The following is an 18465-nucleotide window of genomic DNA, read 5'->3' as shown; positions in this document are numbered from 1 at the left end:
TTTCCCTCGTTAGATGGCAAACCTCCCTGGTCGAACGGCCACTATCTTGCGCGGTCGTCCCCTCTCCTCGTATGAGCGGGGAGAGGGCTAGGGTGAGGGGCCGGGCACAAGGTTTCAGCGTCGGAAGACCCGTCCGACCCACGCGCGCACCGCCAACAAACTCCCATTTTGAAATTTCGACTTAGCAGCCAAACAATTGCATTTGGCTCCAGCCGGATTTAGATCGTTTCCAAACATCTCCTCCGCCATCCGGCTCGAAAGGTTTCCCAAATGGCTGACGATCTATTTCCTCTCGGCGATGACGCCACTCCGTATCGCAAGATTTCCGGCGATTACGTCTCCGTCGATACCTTCAAGGGCCAGGACATCCTGACCGTCGATCCCGAGGGCATCCGCCTGCTTGCCGAGACGGCTTTCGCCGATATCAATCACCTGCTGCGCCCCGGCCACCTGAAGCAGCTGGCCTCGATCCTGGAAGACCCCGAGGCGACCGACAACGACCGCTTCGTTGCCTACGATCTGCTGAAGAATGCCAATATTGCCGCCGGCGGCGTGCTTCCGATGTGCCAGGATACCGGCACGGCGATCATCATGGCCAAGAAGGGGCGCCGCGTCTGGACGGAAGGCGGCGACAGCGCAGCGCTCGCCAAGGGCGTACTCGACGCCTACGAGAAGAAGAACCTGCGCTATTCGCAGCTCGCGCCGATCAAGATGTTCGAGGAAAAGAACACCAAGAACAATCTGCCGGCCCAGATCGATATCTACGAGGAAGGCACCGACGCCTACGAGTTCCTCTTCGTCGCAAAAGGCGGCGGCTCGGCCAACAAGACCTTTCTCTATCAGGGCACGCCGTCGCTTCTGACGCATGACCGCATGCTGGATTTCCTGAAGGAGAAGATCCTGACGCTCGGCACGGCGGCCTGTCCCCCCTACCATCTCGCCATCGTCATCGGCGGCACCTCGGCCGAGATGAACCTCAAGACGGTCAAACTCGCCTCGACGCGGTATCTGGACTGTCTTCCCACGGAAGGCTCCGAAAGCGGGCACGCCTTCCGGGATATCGAAATGGAAAAGGAAATCCATAAGCTGACGCAGAGCCTCGGCGTCGGCGCGCAATTCGGCGGCAAGTATTTCTGCCACGACGTGCGCGTCATCCGCCTGCCCCGCCATGGCGCCTCGCTGCCGATCGGCCTCGGCGTTTCCTGTTCCGCCGACCGCCAGGCCAAGGGCAAGATCACGCGCGACGGCATCTTCATCGAGCAGCTCGAGACCGATCCCTCCAAATACATGCCCGAGATCGACGAGGCAAAGCTCTCCGAATCGATGGTGCGCATCGATCTCAACCGGCCGATGGCGGATATTCTGGCTGAACTGTCGCAGCATCCGGTCAAAACGCGCCTGTCGCTCACCGGCACGATCATCGTGGCGCGCGACCTGGCGCATGCAAAGATCCGCGAGCGCCTGGAAAAGGGCCAGGGCATGCCGGATTACCTCAAGAACCATCCGGTTTACTACGCCGGCCCGGCCAAGACACCCGCCGGCTACGCATCCGGTTCCTTTGGCCCGACGACGGCCGGCCGCATGGACAGCTATGTCGACCAGTTCCAGTCCTTCGGCGGCTCCATGGTGATGCTCGCCAAAGGCAACCGCTCGCGCGCCGTACGCGAGGCCTGCAAGGCGCATGGCGGTTTCTATCTCGGCTCGATCGGCGGTCCGGCCGCCCGCCTCGCTCAGGATTGCATCAAAAAAGTCGATGTTCTGGAATATCCGGAACTTGGCATGGAAGCCGTCTGGAAGATCGAGGTGGAGGATTTCCCAGCCTTCATCGTCATCGACGACAAGGGCAACGACTTCTTCCAGGAACTCAACCTGGGGTAATATTCAAGACTATTATTGCCCGGCTTGAACGAAGGCGCCGACGGCGCCTTCGTATGTAAAAGCATACCTTAATTATACTACTTTTGAATAAAACTTTACGGATCAACAATTTCTCACTATCAATCTCTTAATATTTTTTCAAAGATTCTGCGTATAAATAAAAATGGGATTTAACCAATACATGTTACGGAGCTCACGATGAGTACGGCGATTGCGCCAAAGGCGCAAAATCCCGACGTGGCGGGGCAGATTACCTATGCCATGCGTTCGATGGGCATCGCACCTATTCCGCGCAATTACGAGCTTTTCTATGAAGCCTATATCGGCTCCAATCCCGCCCTCACGCGCGAATTTGCAGCACTCGGCAACAGCGCCACCCAGGAGAAACTGGATGCGATCGGAGCCAAGTATTTTCCGCATCATGCGGGCCGTGTTTTCGATGACGCACATGCCCGCTTGACCATCGGGCTCGATACGGTCCTGCGCGCATTGCAGCAGGAGCAGGCCACCCTCCAAAGCTATAACCGGCTGCTTGGCGAGACCTGTGAGAACATAAGCTCAAGAAGCCACAACAGCGCCGAGCTGTTGCGTGGTGCCATCGACATACTGACCGCGGCGACCGGCGATACCATGGCGCAGGGCGAAAAAACGGTGGAGAACGTTGTCCAGCGCAGTCAGGAAATGGACCAGGTCCGCAAGGAACTGGATGAATACAAGCGCATTGCCAATACCGACGCCCTGACCAGGCTTTCCAATCGGCGCGCTTTCGAGGATCGCCTGGTCCCCATCTTCGACAATCAGCTGACCCGGCCGACAACGGCGCTGGTGCTGGCCGACATCGATCATTTCAAGCGCATCAACGATACGTTCGGCCATCCGGTCGGCGACAAGATCCTGGCAACCGTCGCATCCATCATTCGCGCCAATGTCCGGCGCGACGTTTTCGTGGCTCGCGTCGGCGGAGAGGAATTCGCCCTGATTCTGGAAGCCACCAATGTCGAGGAAGTTGCGATGGTCTGCGAGCGGATCCGCCGCACGCTTGAGACGACGCCGTTCAAAAACTCCCGAACACGCGTTGACTACGGTCCGATCACGCTGTCGCTCGGCGCCTGCATGGCCTCGGAAGCCGTTGATTCCGGCGAACTATACAATAAGGCCGACCTGGCGCTCTATTGTGCCAAGAATGCCGGCCGCAACTGCAGCAGCATCTACCAGGAAGGCATGCAGAAAGACTTCACCAAAAGTTGGCTCATCTACAAGAACTAGAAGCGCAGCCAACCACCCGCCGGCCCTGCCTTCCCATGCAGGCCGGCGGCTTTGCTTGCCAGGGTCGTTTTGGGCTTACCAAAGCGTCTTGGCAGCCCTCGCCGGCGCTTCGCGATCATAGGTTTCCTGATCGAAATCGTCTTTTGCCGCCTTGAGCATCATGCCCGGGCTCGGCAGGCTGGACGGATCGGCAAACCGTTCCGCATTCCATAGCTCGGCCCGCATCACCGCTCGGGCGCACTGGAAATACACTTCCTCGATCGTGATCACGACGACGCAGCGCGGATGCTTGCCATCCATCTTGAAACCGTCCAGCAAGGCCGGCTCGATCGAAACAACTGCTCTGCCGTTGAGCCGCATCGTCGTATTCGATCCCGGAATCAGAAACATCAGCGCGATGCGCGGGTCGCGCACGATGTTCGCAAGCGAATCGACGCGGTTGTTGCCGCGCCAATCCGGAAGATGCAGCGTCTGTTCGTCCGCGACGCGGACGACGCCACCCAAGTCACCGCGCGGTGAGCAATCGAGCCCTTCCGGCCCCACCGTTGCCAGCGCCATGAAGGGAGAGGCTTCGATCATCCGGCGATAAAGCGGCGTCAACACCGTCGTCACCTTGGTGATCGAAGCTTCGCCCGCATCACCATAGATCTCTTTTAGTTCCTCGACTGAAGTGACGATACGCATGCTGCCTCGCGGTTTTCTGGCGACTTGTCCAAGGCCCGCGCGACGCAAGTTCTTCTGGGAGGAGCGGCGCTGCGGGATTCGGTAAAACGATAGCACCGTACCGTCACCGTTTTCGAGTGGATTTTCCGCGTCCGCGATCTCCGACAGAAAAACGTCGATCGCCTCGAACACTGGAGCGGCGCCGACGATGCGCCGATGCCCGAAGCCATTGGCCCAGAACAGACGCACATGCGATCCCTGGGCAGCGTAGGCGCGTGCATGTTCGGCACTCACCTCCTTGTCGTCCTCGGCATGGATGACGAGGACGGGCCGGCCTGGATCGAGCTTGCCGCGTTTCTGGTCATAGGAGGCAAGCGTCCTGCCTGTCACCCGGCGAACTTCGTCTTCCAAAGCGGCCTGTGTCGCGGGCCTAAGCCTCATCAGGCGGCCGAAATCCTTAAACAGCCACCCCATGGCGCTCGGCGCGCCGATCAGTACCAATTTGCCCGGATGAACCGGATCGACATCAGGCAGAAAGCCCGCGCACGCCAGTGCCAGAGATGCGCCACCGAAGGAGTGCCCGATGGCGGCATCGAAGCCGCCGAAGCGGGCAAACGCCGCGGCAATGGCGGAAACGGCCAAACGCACGTTCAGGAACCGTCCGCCCGAGCGGCCGTGGCCTGGAAGATCCAGCGAGATGACTTCCGCTCCGCTGCCCGCAAGGAACACCGTCAACTCGGACATATATTCGCTGCTGGAGCCCCAACCATGTACAACGAGATAGCGCTTTCGCGGCCCCTTTGCTCCGCCATTGAAGCGATAGGCCATCGCGCGGCCGCCCGGAAACGGCAGCATGACCTGCTCCGCGGTCAGAAGGCGTTCCCTGCCCTCCATATGCGCCGCCCTGGCCTTGGCGCCGCGGGGACGGCGCGAGGGCGTCAGGCAGAAAAGCCGGAACGCGGCCTTGCCGGCAAGCCGCGGGGACAGCCTTCCAAGGCCGGACAGACCCGACCGGGTGACCTTGAGCGCAAAGGATGGCATAGTGGGAATCCGATAATGTTCAACTATGAACAATAAAGTACAACGATGAACAAAAATCAACCCCTACCCTGGGACCATCCTCGTTTTCGAAGCTGGGTCGCCGTCGCACGCGCCTGCCAGCTGATGCAGCAATCGCTCACAAGGGCCTTGGTCCATCTCGACATCAAGCCGCCGCATCTCGACATTCTCGTCAACCTGTTTCGCTTCGAAGGGATTTCGCAGCAGGAACTTGCCCGCAAACTGCTGGTCGGCCGCTCCAACATGAGCATGCTGCTGCCGCAGATGGAAAATCGTGGGCTGATCGAAAGGCGCGGCGACAAGCAGGACAAGCGTGTGCTGCGCCTCTATCTGACCGAGGAGGGCCGGCGCGTCACCGAAGAAGCCATGACCATACAAACCGCCCTCATCGACTGGACGCTCTCAGACACACCGATCGAAGAATGCGAGGCAATTGCCGTGCATATGGAGCGGGTCGTCGGCCTCCTGATACAGGAAGAGCGACAGCCGCTGGAACCCGCCGGCGATCAGTGATCGCCCGCTGATCGCGCCGAAGGGACGACCCGGTTCAAAGACGCGAACTCCCAGATCGCCACGACGATGAGCACGGCCGTGGCGAGAATGCCGAGCTGGTAGACCACGACCATCGGCAAGGTGAAAAGCAGCAGCGCCAATCCGACGAGACCCGCTATATGCGACAGCGGCGCCCGGCCGGTGGTCGCTCCCTTGAACCACAGATTTCCGGCCAGAAACACGGCCGGGCCGCCAAGGATGGCGGCGGCCGCATGCATGTCGGCCTGCTCGTGCGGATGCGCGAACAGGAATTCGTCGCCGACGACGCTGAGGATGATACCGGCGAGGATGAGAATATGCGCGTAAGTAAAGGCCTCGCGCGCCAGGCTGCCCGGCGTGTCGTCATGTTCGATGCGATGCGCCGCCCGTTCATGCCCGAATTGGAAGTAGATCCACCACAGGGCAACGGTGCCGACGAAAGCGGTGATGAATACCGCAACGATCAGGGGCGTGACCGGCTGATCGGCAAAGACCTTGCCCGCCTGCAGGACGGCCTCGCCGAGACAGATGATGATGAACAGGGCGCAGCGTTCGGCAAAGTGCGCGCCCGAAACATCCCAGTCGGCGGTCGTCGATTTGCCGAGACCCGGAACTCGGAACCCGAGCGCGGGAGCCGAATATTCCATAAGGACCGCGATCAGCCAGAGGATGATCCGCGCCTCACCCTCCATCAGCGCACCGGCGATCCAGAAAATACCCGACAATACGAACCAGCTGGTGATGCGGAGGAAATTGCGGTGGTTGCTGGGGCTGGTGTTTTTGAGGGCGTAGACCGTGAACAACGAGCGCCCGACCTGCATGAAGACATAGGCGCCGGCAAAGAAAATCGCCTTCTCGCCAAAGGCCTCGGGGATCGCGGCAGAGAGGATCAGACCCGCAAACATCAGCGTGAACAGCATGATGCGCACCGGCATGCGATCTGGATCGAGCCAGTTGGTTACCCATGCCGTGCAGACCCAGACCCACCAGACCGCGAAGATCAGCATGACGGCTTCCAGCGCGCCGAGCGGCGTGAAATGCTCCGCCAGCGAATGCGCAAGCTGCGAAATCGAGAAAACGAACACCAGATCAAAAAACAGCTCGACGAAGGAGACCTTGCTCTCGTTCTTGCTGCCCTTGGCGCGAAGCCAGTTTTCCCTACCCCCAAGGATCATGCCTACGCCCTTCTTTCCGTTGCTGGAGATTATGCTAGTGCGGCCTTCGCCCCGGGTCACGGCTGAGGCCTTTTTCCTTCAATTCGGCCTCATAAGCCGCGAAAAGTTCACTACCCTTCTCGCCGAGTTCGCGCAGGTAGATCCAGGTGAAGATGCCGGTATTGTGCATGTCGTCGAATCCAATACGCACGGCATAGTTGCCGGTCGGCGTCATGGACATGATGCCGACATTACGTTTGCCGGGTACGGTGACTTTCTGCCCCGGCCCATGCCCCTGCACCTCGGCCGAAGGCGACAGCACCCGCAGCATTTCCGCCGGCAGATCGAAGCTCGCGCCATCGTCGAATGTCACTTTGAGGTGATGCCGGTCCTTCGAGACCCGCAATTCGGTCGGCCAAACGTCGCTCATCGATTTTTCCATGCCTTTCAGTGTCTTTTTCGAGAATTAGGCCGCCGCTCGTTCACGCGCAAGTGTAATCGAGAAGCATTTTCCTTGACGCAATAATCGCCTATGCCCACATTAGAAGTCTGATGGAGGCGTGAGTGAACAGCATCGTCGGCAGCATAGGCAACGCATCACCGCTTCAGGCGGATGCAGGCCCCATGATCGATCCTTTCGGGCGCGCCGTCACCTATCTGCGCGTTTCCGTGACGGATCGCTGCGACTTCCGCTGCACCTACTGCATGGCAGAGAACATGACCTTCCTGCCCAAGAAGGATCTGCTGACGCTCGAAGAACTCGACCGGCTCTGTTCCGCCTTCATCGCCAAGGGCGTGCGCAAGATCAGGCTCACCGGCGGCGAGCCTTTGGTGCGCAAGAACATCATGTTCCTGGTGCGCGAACTCGGCAAGCACGTCCAAAACGGTGAACTTGACGAACTGACCCTGACGACCAACGGATCGCAGCTCGCGCGCCACGCCGACGAACTTTACGACTGCGGCGTCAGGCGCATCAACGTTTCCCTCGACACGCTCGATCCCGACAAATTCCGAACCATCACGCGCTGGGGAGATTTCTCCAAGGTGATGGAGGGCATCGACGCCGCGCAAAAAGCCGGCCTGAAGATCAAGCTGAATGCCGTTGCTCTCAAAGGCTTCAACGAAGAGGAAATTCCGGACCTGCTGCGGTTCGCTCATGGTCGCGGCATGGACCTGACCGTTATCGAGACGATGCCCATGGGCGAGATCGATGAGGATCGCACCGACCGATATCTGCCGCTTTCCGAGCTGCGAGCCGATCTCGAACGTCAGTTCACGCTGACCGATATTTCCTACAAGACAGGCGGCCCGGCCCGCTACGTCGAAGTCACGGAGACCGGCGGCCGCCTCGGCTTCATCACACCGATGACCCATAATTTCTGCGAGAGCTGCAATCGCGTGCGGCTTACCTGTACGGGCACGCTCTATATGTGCCTCGGGCAGAACGACGCGGCCGATCTGCGCACGGCACTGCGCGCGAGCGAGAGCGACGCCCTGCTCAATGCCGCAATCGACGAAGCGATCACCCGCAAGCCGAAGGGCCACGACTTCATCATCGACCGCACGCACAATCGACCGGCGGTCGCGCGCCACATGAGCGTCACCGGCGGCTAAACGCGCCATTTCGCCCGATGATCTAATCAGACCGGCACGCACGGTAAGCGGATCGGCTCATCCGCGCACACCGTTTATTTAGCCTCGTGCGGGCCAACGTGATGCCGGTCTGCAGTCGGGGCGGCAGCCGGACGGCGGAACGATGCCCTCCTGCAACCTAGCGCGTGATGCCGAAAAGTGTAGGCGGTTTTCGGACGACATCACGCTCTACTTCTTTGATTCTAGAGCGGATTCAGATTGTAGGTCGAACAGACCTAAAATCATCCGGCTCTAGCGCGACGCGAAGCGCTTCTTCGCCGCGTCGGTCGCCGGCATATACAGCGAAACTGCCGTTCCCTCAGGGTCACGGAACTGGAAGGTCTTGTTGCTCCAGGGCATTATCTTCAGCTCGTGGACGAGAGGAACCTTGTCTTTCAGGCGCTCGTATTCCAAATCGATGTCCTCGACCTGGAATTCGAGATAGGCGGTGCGATTGGCGCCGGGCTCGGCGCTGCCTTCCTTCCAAAGCGCGACAGTCTCGATGGAGCCGATGGCCAAGGTTGCAGCCGTGGTCTCGATCTCGGCAAAGACCGGGGCGAGCCATCGGGCTTGGAGCCCGGTTACCATCTCATAAAAGGCAACCATGGCCTTGATATCGCCTGCGATGAGACGGGTGGAAGCCAACTTCATAACTGGTCCTTTCGATTGACCGCAAAGCCTTCGCGGCCTCGCAGAACCCCTTGTCGCACGCCCCTGCTGCCAGCATACTGTCAGCAGGAGTAAGTATGCGATGCGCCGTGCCGACCGACTGTTTCAGATCATCCAGATTCTGCGCCGATCGACCCGGCCGGTGACGGCGAGCGCGCTGGCGGCGGAACTGGAGGTCTCCAAGCGCACCGTCTATCGCGACGTCGCGGACCTGATTGGCCAGCGAGTCCCGATCGAGGGTGAGGCTGGGTTGGGCTACCTGCTCGCTGCCGGCTACGACATGCCGCCACTGATGCTGGCGCCTGACGAGTTGGAGGCGGTGGTGTTGGGCGCGCAATGGGTCTCCGCCCATTCGGACAAGGTGCTCGCCAATGCGGCGCGCGATGTCGTGGCAAAGATCGCCGCCGTCGTCCCCGAGCGCCTTCGCCTTTTCGTCATCGAGCCGAGCGTGGGCGCAAGACCGACAAGCGGCAAGCCTGAGGAACGTGTCGATGCATCGCTGCTCAGATCGGCAATCCGCAACGGCATGAAACTGCGGCTGCGGTACAATTCGGAGGCAAGCGAGGAAACCGAACGCACGGTGTGGCCGGTGATCCTCGGTTATGCCGAAACGAGCAGCCTGCTGGTCGCCTGGTGCGAACTACGACAGGGCTTCCGCCATTTCCGCACCGACCGCATCGCCGCGGCAGAGATACTCGATGAGCCCATTGGCTTGCGGTCGGGCGAATTGCGCCGCCGCTGGCAGCGCTGGCGCGAAGACCAGGTTCGTCTATCTCCGCACTTGTCATAATCGATGGAAAATGCCCGCACGTTGGCCGGTCTTTTCAATGGATTATAGATTTTTGCTGATATACCGATTTAAGCAGCGCGATACCGTGTTCCGGCGTCGCCATAGCCTTGGTATTCCGCCTCGCCCTCGCCCGTCCGGAAACGGTCTATCTTCTCTGAGAGCATGTCGACGCGTTGGCGCAGGCCATGGATCTCGGCATTGTTTTCCTCGACCATGGCCGCGTTGCGCTGCGTGATGAGTTCCACCTCGGACACCGCACGGGTGACTTCCTCGATACCGGTCGACTGCTCGGTGGTCGCCGACGAAATATCGGCAACCAGCTTCTGGACGCCGGTAACGTGGCTGATGATCTCCGCCAGCGCAGCGCCGGTCTGCTCGACCAGATGAACGCCGTTCTGTACCTGGGCGGAACTTGCCGAAATCAGGCCCTTGATCTCCTTCGCCGCATTGGCGCAGCGTTGCGCCAGCTCGCGCACTTCCTGTGCCACCACCGCAAAACCGCGGCCTGCCTCGCCGGCACGAGCAGCCTCGACGCCGGCATTCAGCGCCAGCAGATTGGTCTGGAAGGCGATCTCATCGATGACGCCGATGATCGTGGCGATCTTCTCCGACGAACGATTGATCTCGCTCATGGCACCCACGGCCTTGGCGACTACTTCGCCGGATTGGGTCGCATACGCCTGTGTCTCATTGACGGATGTCGCCGTCTGCCGTGCGCGGTCGGCCGTCGAGCGCACCACGTCGCTGAGGCGATGCAGAGCCCGCGAGCTTTCCTCGAGAGCGGCCGCCTGCTGCTCGGTGCGCCGCGCCAGATCGTCGGCCGACATGGCGAGGTTGCCAGTGCCGCCCTTGATTTCTTCGGCCGTGTAGCGAACGTCCGTCAGGGTCTCGCGCAGCGCCTCGATCGCATGATTGTAGGTGAAGGCCATTTCCACGAAATCAGCAGAGAGGTCTTCACGCATGCCCTCCTCCAGATTGCCGTCGGCAAGCTTGGCAAGAACGTCAGCCAGGGCATTGAGCGCCTGCTTCTGCTCGGCCTCGATGCGGGCGCGTTCAGCGGCGCGGCGGGACGTTTCCTCGGCGGAAAGCGCACGCGCACTTTCCGCTTCTCGCTCCAGACGGACATTTTCGAGCGCGGCATCGCGGAAGACGCTGACGGAACGCACCATGTCGCCGATCTCGTCACCGCGATTGCGGCCGTCGATCGCCACGTCCAGATCGCCGCTAGCAAGGCGGGTCATGACGTCGGTAACGCGCTTCAGCGGGCCACGCAGGGTTTCCACCAGCATCAGGCCGCCGATGATGGCAAGCAGCGTGCCGACGATCATGGCGATGACCGAGACATTGGCCGAGCGTTCGCTGTCTTCCTTGCCGAGCTCCTGTGCCTGGGCGACGAAGCTGCGCAGCGACGTCATGGCATCGGCGAGCAGGCCGTTCGACTGAACGCGCGTCGTTTTCCAATCGGCCGCGGTCTGCAGCAGATCGGCCGAGCCGTTGGTCAGGCCATCGATCAGCGGCTTCATGTGAGCGGCAAAATCGCGCATCGTGGCATTGGTTTGGCCAAGTTCCGAGATCCTGGCTGCAACGGTCTGCAGGTCTTTTAGGTCGGCAAGCACCGGATCGCGCGAGGCAGCATCGCGGACGTTTTCCATGCGCGATGCATGCAGCGCCAGGCGATCGACGATGCCGAGCGCCTGGTCGACATGGTCCAGAAGCTCCTTCTGGCCATCGATGATCTTGTCCAGGCTGACGAAGCGATCGGCCGCGGTGTCGCTGTTCTTGGCCGACTGCAAGGTCATCTCGCCTTCGATCTTCACGAAGCTCTGCAGGACGGGGGCCATCGCCTCGACCTTCTGATCGGGCGTGTCTGAACCCTTCAACACCGCGTCAAGCTTGTCGGCGGCATCTGAAGCGTTCGCGACGAGAGCCGCGCCACGTTTGGATACGAGAGCCTTTGAAACCTTTACCTGCTTCAGAATGGCATCGGCATAGGTGCGCGCATCCGAAATCTCTTCGGTGGAATCGGCAGCCATCTGCACTTGGATGCGCAGATTGCTCATCTTCTCCGACAGCCCCTTATAGGCGGCGGCATCGTAAAGCAGTTCCTTGGCGAAGGTTTCCTTGTCGCCGAAATCCTTGCGAATGATGTCGATCTGCTTACCGGCCGCCTTGGCCGTCGCCGCGATGTTTTGCACCGCCTTCTGGATGGCGTCGACATCGCCGTTCTGTTTCTGCCGGATAGTCCAGAGCGTGGCCTCCTGCGAACGCATCTTGGCGGCAAGCTCGCTGACCGGAACGATCTTGGCGCGCTGGTCGTCGCTCAGCAATCCGCTCAGCCGATGCACGCCCTGCTCCTGGGCGTCGATCTTCGCCGTAAGCGCCTGGCGTGTCTCCTCCGAAGGCGAAGCGGTAAACTCCTGCAGGGCGGCCTGCAGGTTTTCGAAGTCGCTGATATTTTCAATCGTCGCGCGCGTGACGGTCATATGGCCGTTCAGAATATTGGCCGTGTGATAGCCGGCCAGGCCGACGCCGGCGATGAGAACCACCAGGGGCACCACGAAAATGAGGACCTTGGTTACAATTCGACGGCCTTGCAGAAGACGATCAATGAAAAACATGCGGCGCCTCAACTGGATTATAAAAATATCCGGCGAAGGCGGGATCGTCATTCCTGCTGCGCTGCGGTAAGTGCTTCTGCCTCATGCAAAACCGCAGCAAGCGTCGGAAAATAAGATTGAATAAGAATTAATCGCGCGATTAAAAGCCGTTGTATCGGCAAAAAATCTGCAACCTCTGTATCATTCCGCGACCATGGGCCGAAAAGCTGCCCTCCGTGCGCAACAATTCTACCGCAACGCACAATCGAATTTGACCATCATAAACGGACTATCGATTCCAATTTGCGAAAAACGGCGCTAATCCAGAAGGACATATCGAGGACTCATCTTTCTCATGCGACTGACCAAGAATACCCAGGGCGCGCTCTTCATGGCGGCATCCATGGCCGCTTTTTGCTGCGGCGACGCGCTGTCCAAAACGGTTATCGCCACCATGAATGCCGGCGAGATCATCTTCATCCGCGGCCTGTTCACCAGCTTTTTGGTCTATCTGCTGGCCCGCAGGATGGGCTCCCTGCGCTCCTGGAAGGTCATATTGCAGCCGATGATCGCACTGCGCATCGCCTGTGAGGCAATCGCCGCCGCAACCTACATCACCGCGCTCGGGATGATGCCCATCGCCAATGCCGCCGCCATCCAGCAGGCCGTACCGCTGGCGGTCACGCTCGGCGCGATGATCTTTCTCAAGGAGCCCGTGGGGTGGAGGCGCTGGACTGCGATTGGCGTCGGCTTCATGGGCGTGCTGATCATCATCCGGCCCGGCCCGCAGGGTTTCACTACGGCTGCGCTGCTCGTCATCGCCTGCATGTTTGCGACCGCCGCCCGCGATCTGGCGACGCGCTGCATCGACAAGGAGGTGCCATCGCTGATGATCACCCTCTGCACAGCAATTTCCATATCCGTCTTCGGCGCCTTGTGCATCGTTCCTTTCGGGGGATGGCAGCCGGTGAGCACGACGTCGCTTATGCAGATCCTGTTGGCCTCGGTTCTCGTGCTGATCGGGTATCAGGCGGTGATCCTGGCGATGCGCACCGGCGAAATCTCCTTCGTCGCACCGTTCCGCTATCTGAGCCTCATCTGGTCTGCCTTGCTCGGTTTGATTATCTTCGACGAAGTGCCGGACGGTTGGTCCATCTTCGGCGCGGCGATTGTCATAGCTTCCGGCATCTATACCTTCTATCGGGAGAGCAAACGACGCAATGTCGATCCCGTCGCGCAGGAATCAGAACCGCGCGTCCCGGCCTGAGGTCTCGGTCATGCCCAGTTTCATCGCGAGCGCAGAGAATATTCCGGTCGTCCTCCTTGCCGGAGGCCGGTCAAGCCGCATGGGCGCGAACAAAGCCTTCGCTCTGCTCGGTGGCGAAAGCTTGATCAGCCGCATCTCCTCGCGGATCGCGCGGCGCCAAAGCAAGCCTATCGCCTTGAATGCAGACGCCGATTGGCCCGACACCATGGGGATGCGGCTGGTTCCGGACGAAATCTCAGGAAAACTTGGCCCTCTCGCAGGCGTGCTTGCCGCCATGCAGGATACGGCACGCAGCTATCCGCAGGCTTCGCATGTCGCCACGATCCCGATAGACAGTCCCTTCTTCCCGCTCGACCTCATCGCGCGGCTAGCGCATGCCGTCGCATCTCCCGATGAGATTGCGATTGCCGCATCCCTCGGACAGGACCATCCGGTTTTCGGCCTCTGGCCGGTCTCTGCTGCCACCGATCTGGAAACATGGATCGTTTCGGATGAGAAACGGCGCGTCAGGGGTTTTCTCGCACGGCATAATATCAGGCGGGTAGAATTCCCCGCGATCGAAACGCGGATCGGCCCGCTCGACCCGTTCTTTAACATCAATACGCCCGCGGAGCTTGTCGAAGCGGAGACATGGCTGGCAGCATTGGAAAACGCATCATGACCAAATCCCGACCGAAGATTTTCGGTATTGCCGGCTGGAAGAATTCCGGCAAGACCGGCCTTGCCGTACGCCTGGTGACGGAATTCACCCGGCGAGGCTATCGGATTTCGACGATCAAGCACGCGCATCATGATTTCGATATCGACAAGGTCGGCGCCGACAGCTTCCGGCATCGCGAGGCCGGAGCACACGAAGTTACCATCGTTTCCGGCACCCGCTATGCCATCATGCATGAACTGCGCGGCGACCCTGAGCCGAGCTTCGAAGAGATACTGGCGCGCCTCGCCCCTTGCGACCTCGTATTGATCGAGGGCTACAAGCGCGAGCCCATCCCGAAAATCGAAGCCCGCCGCCTGGAAGCCGCCCAGCGCGAGCCCCTTGCGCCGCAGGATCCCCATATCGTCGCCATCGCCGCCGATCATTTGGTGGAAGACGCTGGCTTGCTTTCCACTTTCGATCTTGACGACACCCTCGCGATCGCCGATTTCATCGCCACCATCGTCGGCCTTGGCAAACCGGCAAAATGAAAGGCCGCCAGTTTCCCGGCGGCCCTTCTCATGCGAATGTAGCCTGATGCTTACTGATTGGAGGCAACCGGGCGCACCAGCGGCGTGATGCGGCGGATGGTGACGCGGCGGTTTTCCTGCGCCGGTCCAAGCGTATTCACCTTGAGATATTGCTCGCCATAACCCTGGGTGACCAGGTTCGCGGCCGGAATGCCGTAGACGTCCGTCAGAACATTTGCGACCGATTCCGCGCGACGGTCAGAGAGGATCAGGTTGCTCTCCGCCGTGCCCACGGCATCCGTATGCCCCTCGATCAGGAAGGTTTCGGTCGGATCGCGCTTGACGATTTTCGATATGCCATCGGCCACGCCACGCAGCGTGCTCGCCTGGGTCATCGGAATATCGGCGCTGCCCGTCGCGAAGGTGATCGTATCGAGGTCGATACGGCGGATCTTGTCACGGATACGAGCCGAGTAGCGGACTTCGTTGACCGAATAGATGCGCTCGACCGGCTCGACCGGCGGCTCGCGCAGGAAGTCGTAGTAGTCCGCATCGCGGTTGGTCGCCGTGTCGATGATGTACTGGCTCAGAGGGATGAGCAGGCGCATCGGCGGCAGATCGTCGCCCGGGTCGCGGAAATAATCGTCATTGTCGGGACGATCTTCCAGTTCCGGCGAGTAGAACAGCACATATTCGCGGCCGCTGGCATCGATGCGCGAGCGCTGGACGATGTCCCCATAGCGATTGCGGATCGTCACGACGCGATCGCCATCGGGCTGATCGATCGTCTCGCGATAGCGGTCCCGTTGCAGCTGTTCGTAGATCGGCCGTTCGCCGCCACGGACGAACCGCTCGGTATCGTCGTGACGAACGACATAGGTGTTGTCGACATTCACGACCGTACGGTTGTCCTGATTGATGATGGTCTGGTACGTCGTACCTTGCGGCGGGGCAAAATCCGGTCGGCGATCGATCCGGCGGCCCTGTTCGCTGGTCACTGCCTCCATCTTGACCGGCGGCTGCGGCTGACCGCCTGCTGCCGCGCGCTGCGCCTCGGCGTCGGAGGTCGGCGGCTTGGTGTAAGCCGGTGGCGGCTGCTGGGCCGGAGCATTCTGCACCTGCCCGTTCTGCTGGACCTGGCCGGCCTGTCCAGCGCCGCCCTGGGCGCCCGGCGTGCCGGGATTCTGACCTTTGTTCAGATGCTCGCCCCGACGAACTGCATCCTTCTGGCTGTCCAGAACCGCGCTGCCGTTTTCAACCGGCAGGATGACGGGGCCATTGGCGGAAGCGGGGTTTTCCGCGATCTTCTTGCGGCGCTCCAGCTCCTGCGGCGAGACCTGCTCGGCCGGTGGCAGCTTTATTTCGCCAGCCTGCTGGCCGTTGCCATTGGCGGGTGCTGGTGCTGCATTGCCCTGAGCCGGCGCTTCGGCGCCGTTCGTCGGCTGCTGCTTGCCGGGCTGCGGCGCCGCTTGGTTGCCCGTTTGTGCGGGTTGCGCCTGCGGCTCGCCCTTCTGTGCCGGCTGCTGCGGATTGACGCCGGGTTGCTCGCCCTGCTGCTGGTTTTGCGGCTGCTTGCCGTGGGTCTTGTCGCCGCCCTGCTTCTGTCCCTGTTGGGCGCCTGGCGTTACCGGCGTTCCGGACTGAGCTTCAGGCTGCGCCTGTGTCCCAGGCTGTGCCTCGGTCCCCGGCTGAGCTTTGTGACCCTGCGCGGGTTCGCCCGCAGGCGCCGGCTGCTGTTCGGCCGGCTGCTTCGCCGGGTTTGCGGATTGACCCTGCTGCTTGGGATGAGCGTTTTGCTCCGGTTGCGCCTGCTTTCCAGGCTGAGCTTCCTGGTTCTGCGGCTGCTGGGCGGCGGGAGCCTCCTTCTGGGCCGGCGCCGGCTGCTCCTTCGGTGCGGGCTTGGCCTTCGGCTGCACTTCCTCGGCGGGCTGCTGCTTGGCCTTCGGCTGCGGGGCCTCGGCCGGTTGCTCTGCCTCGGGCTGCTTCGCCTTCGGCTTAGGCTGCTTAGCTTCCGGCTCCGCTTCAGGGGCTATGGCCTTCGGCTGCGGCTTGGCTTCCGGTTGAGCCTGAGGCTCCTCCGCCGGCTGCTGGCGCTGCTTCTTCGGCTCCGGCTGGGCCTCTGCGGCCGGCTGGCGCTGAGGCTTCGGCGGCTGAGCTTCCGGCTGCTCCTTCGGCGCCTTCTGCTGCGGCTCGGCCTCAGGCGCGGCCTGCTTCATCTGGTGTTGCTGCTGTCCACCGCCCTGCTCTGCCGGTTCGCCGTGATGCTTTTGGCCTTGCGGCTCACCTTCACTGCCCTCGGCAGGCTTCTTGCGCTTGAGCTGCGGCTCTTCGTCCGGCTGGGCGGCCGGAGCCTCCTGCTGCGCAACTTCGAAACTCGAGTTCGCGGCAGCCGCAATACCGTTGTTTAGCGGCGCGATGGGCTGTTCGCGAAACGCCGCGGCCGCCGCCGGCTCGAATGCGAGCGATAGCGAAAGCAGCGGAAACGCGGCGCTGGCAAATAGTCTGGATCGCTTTCCCATATGGGGTCTCCTCTTATGATCTTTGTCCGCCGAATTGCGAATCTCAGCAGGCATGCCGATGCCTCAAGATCCCGGCCGATTTTCGGTTCTGATGAGGCTGAATCGCGGCAGGCCGTTATATGTTCCCGAACTATTAGGTGGCCGTAATTAACCCTGGCTGAATGCGCCGGACGGCTTACGTTCAGAATTCTGGCCAGGGCATGACGCCGAAAAGTGTGAGGGGATTTCAGACGACATCATGCTCTACCTGTTTGTTTCCAGCGCGGATTCAGGTTTGGGTCGTTTCGGCCTAAAATCGTCCGGCGCCAGCGCATTCGTATTGCCGCGCGATCGCACCGCAACAATTATCCTCGTAATTCCAGTTGCATTTTTCGAAAAAAAAGTACGAATATCGCCGCAAGGCAGGCCAAGGGCCTGCTCCACTCGAGCCGTCTGCCAATCAACAATAAGAGCTGCCGGCCGCCAACAGAGAGGGTCAATATGCGCATCTCCACTCGTCTTTTTGCCGCTGCGTCTTTCGCCGTGATGTCGCTTGTCGCCGGTGCGGCGCTTGCCGACGGCGACTCGATCGTGTTCGGCACCGACGCGACCTACCCGCCCTTCGAATCGCTTGACGCCGGTGGCAAGTTCGTCGGCTTCGACATCGATATAACCAATGCGCTTTGCGATCACATGAAGGTCAAGTGCACTTTCGTGAATCAGGATTTCGACGGCATCATTCCGGCCCTGCAAGCCAAGAAGTTCGACGCTATCATCTCGTCCATGTCGATCACGCCGGAACGCCAGAAGATCGTTGACTTCACCAACAAGATCTACAACACGCCGCCGGCGATCGCCGTTCCGAAGGATTCCACCATCAAGGAAGCCACCAACGAAGGCCTGAAGGGCAAGTCGATCGGCGCGCAGTCCTCGACGACGCACGCCAACTACGCCTCCGCCCACCTGAAGGACGCGGAGCTGAAGCTCTATCCGTCGGCTGACGAATACAAGCTCGACCTCGGCAATGGCCGTATCGACGCCGCCATCGATGATGTCGTCGTGCTGTCGGATTGGGTAAAGTCGGACGCGGGCAGCTGCTGCAAGATGCTCGGCACGCTGAAAAACGACCCGATCATCAACGGTGCCGGTGCTGGCATCGCTATCCGAAAGGGCGATACGGCTCTCCGCGACAAGCTCAATGCAGCCATCGAAGCGATCCGCGCGGATGGTACCTATAAGAAGATTCAGGATAAGTACTTCGACTTCGACGTTTACGGCGACTGATCGCCCGTCG

The 18465-nt window shown here is 60.8% G+C and carries 15 protein-coding genes and 1 pseudogene; 9 read left to right on the top strand and 7 right to left on the bottom strand.

Annotation, left to right across the window (positions count from 1 at the left end; all coding sequences use genetic code 11):
* The first annotated feature begins 270 nt into the window (after positions 1–270).
* On the top strand, positions 271–1878 hold the full coding sequence (locus tag HGP12_RS01275) for a fumarate hydratase (RefSeq protein WP_168838748.1): 1608 nt from the start codon (positions 271–273) through the stop codon (positions 1876–1878).
* A 198-nt stretch (positions 1879–2076) separates the two neighbouring features.
* The gene (locus tag HGP12_RS01270; protein WP_168838747.1) at positions 2077–3144 is read left to right on the top strand and encodes a GGDEF domain-containing protein; all 1068 of its coding nucleotides are present in this window, start codon (positions 2077–2079) and stop codon (positions 3142–3144) included.
* A 75-nt stretch (positions 3145–3219) separates the two neighbouring features.
* On the opposite strand, the gene HGP12_RS01265 is transcribed toward HGP12_RS01270, so the two are convergent.
* Positions 3220–3828, bottom strand: coding sequence for a pyridoxamine 5'-phosphate oxidase family protein (locus HGP12_RS01265; RefSeq protein ID WP_168839159.1), 609 nt, complete (start codon positions 3826–3828; stop codon positions 3220–3222).
* Between the two features lie 57 nt (positions 3829–3885).
* Positions 3886–4848: pseudogene (locus tag HGP12_RS01260) on the bottom strand (alpha/beta hydrolase); the annotation flags it as partial.
* 45 nt (positions 4849–4893) lie between these two features.
* Between HGP12_RS01260 and HGP12_RS01255 the strand changes: the two are divergent.
* Positions 4894–5379, top strand: a complete 486-nt coding sequence (locus HGP12_RS01255) for a MarR family winged helix-turn-helix transcriptional regulator (RefSeq protein WP_168838746.1) — start codon at positions 4894–4896, stop codon at positions 5377–5379.
* Here HGP12_RS01255 and HGP12_RS01250 read toward each other — a convergent pair.
* Together HGP12_RS01250 and HGP12_RS01245 are read right to left on the bottom strand one after the other, a co-directional pair.
* On the bottom strand, positions 5373–6572 hold the full coding sequence (locus tag HGP12_RS01250) for a low temperature requirement protein A (RefSeq protein ID WP_168838745.1): 1200 nt from the start codon (positions 6570–6572) through the stop codon (positions 5373–5375). The genes HGP12_RS01255 and HGP12_RS01250 overlap by 7 nt on opposite strands.
* A gap of 34 nt (positions 6573–6606) precedes the next feature.
* Positions 6607–6981 (bottom strand): gamma-butyrobetaine hydroxylase-like domain-containing protein, encoded by a 375-nt coding sequence (locus HGP12_RS01245; protein ID WP_168838744.1) that lies wholly within the window; start codon positions 6979–6981, stop codon positions 6607–6609.
* 194 nt (positions 6982–7175) lie between these two features.
* On the opposite strand from HGP12_RS01245, the gene moaA reads away from it, so the two are divergent.
* Positions 7176–8165 (top strand): GTP 3',8-cyclase MoaA, encoded by a 990-nt coding sequence (gene moaA, locus HGP12_RS01240; protein WP_205926308.1) that lies wholly within the window; start codon positions 7176–7178, stop codon positions 8163–8165.
* Positions 8166–8435: 270 nt separating this feature from the next.
* On the opposite strand, the gene HGP12_RS01235 is transcribed toward moaA, so the two are convergent.
* Positions 8436–8834 carry a VOC family protein gene (locus tag HGP12_RS01235; protein WP_168838742.1) on the bottom strand — a complete coding sequence of 133 codons (399 nt, stop codon included), beginning with the start codon at positions 8832–8834 and terminating at the stop codon, positions 8436–8438.
* 100 nt (positions 8835–8934) lie between these two features.
* On the opposite strand from HGP12_RS01235, the gene HGP12_RS01230 reads away from it, so the two are divergent.
* Positions 8935–9642 carry a YafY family protein gene (locus HGP12_RS01230; protein ID WP_168838741.1) on the top strand — a complete coding sequence of 236 codons (708 nt, stop codon included), beginning with the start codon at positions 8935–8937 and terminating at the stop codon, positions 9640–9642.
* Positions 9643–9710: 68 nt separating this feature from the next.
* Here HGP12_RS01230 and HGP12_RS01225 read toward each other — a convergent pair whose 3' ends face one another.
* On the bottom strand, positions 9711–12260 hold the full coding sequence (locus HGP12_RS01225) for a methyl-accepting chemotaxis protein (RefSeq protein WP_168838740.1): 2550 nt from the start codon (positions 12258–12260) through the stop codon (positions 9711–9713).
* 334 nt (positions 12261–12594) lie between these two features.
* Between HGP12_RS01225 and HGP12_RS01220 the strand changes: the two genes are divergently transcribed.
* From HGP12_RS01220 to mobB, 3 genes are read left to right on the top strand one after another with little or no spacing between them, the layout of a single operon-like run.
* Entirely contained in the window at positions 12595–13506 is a 912-nt protein-coding gene (locus tag HGP12_RS01220) for a DMT family transporter (RefSeq protein WP_168838739.1), read from the top strand.
* A 10-nt stretch (positions 13507–13516) separates the two neighbouring features.
* A complete protein-coding gene (mobA, locus tag HGP12_RS01215) occupies positions 13517–14167 on the top strand; it encodes a molybdenum cofactor guanylyltransferase MobA (RefSeq protein WP_168838738.1) in 651 nt (216 codons plus the stop codon).
* The gene (gene mobB, locus HGP12_RS01210) at positions 14164–14694 is read left to right on the top strand and encodes a molybdopterin-guanine dinucleotide biosynthesis protein B (protein ID WP_168838737.1); all 531 of its coding nucleotides are present in this window, start codon (positions 14164–14166) and stop codon (positions 14692–14694) included. Before mobA ends, mobB begins: the two co-directional genes overlap by 4 nt.
* Before the next feature lie 50 nt (positions 14695–14744).
* Here the strand turns inward: mobB and HGP12_RS01205 are convergent, their stop codons facing one another.
* A complete protein-coding gene (locus HGP12_RS01205; protein WP_168838736.1) occupies positions 14745–17192 on the bottom strand; it encodes an OmpA family protein in 2448 nt (815 codons plus the stop codon).
* A gap of 480 nt (positions 17193–17672) precedes the next feature.
* On the opposite strand from HGP12_RS01205, the gene HGP12_RS01200 reads away from it, so the two are divergent.
* Complete coding sequence (locus HGP12_RS01200) at positions 17673–18455, top strand: ABC transporter substrate-binding protein (protein WP_168838735.1); 783 nt, start codon at positions 17673–17675, stop codon at positions 18453–18455.
* Positions 18456–18465 lie beyond the last annotated feature (10 nt).

The sequence above is a fragment of the Rhizobium sp. P28RR-XV genome, from assembly GCF_012641385.1.
Taxonomy (GTDB): Bacteria; Pseudomonadota; Alphaproteobacteria; order Rhizobiales; family Rhizobiaceae; genus Rhizobium.
Note: the sequence above shows the minus strand (reverse complement) of the source record. Positions and strands in the feature narration are given on the sequence as shown.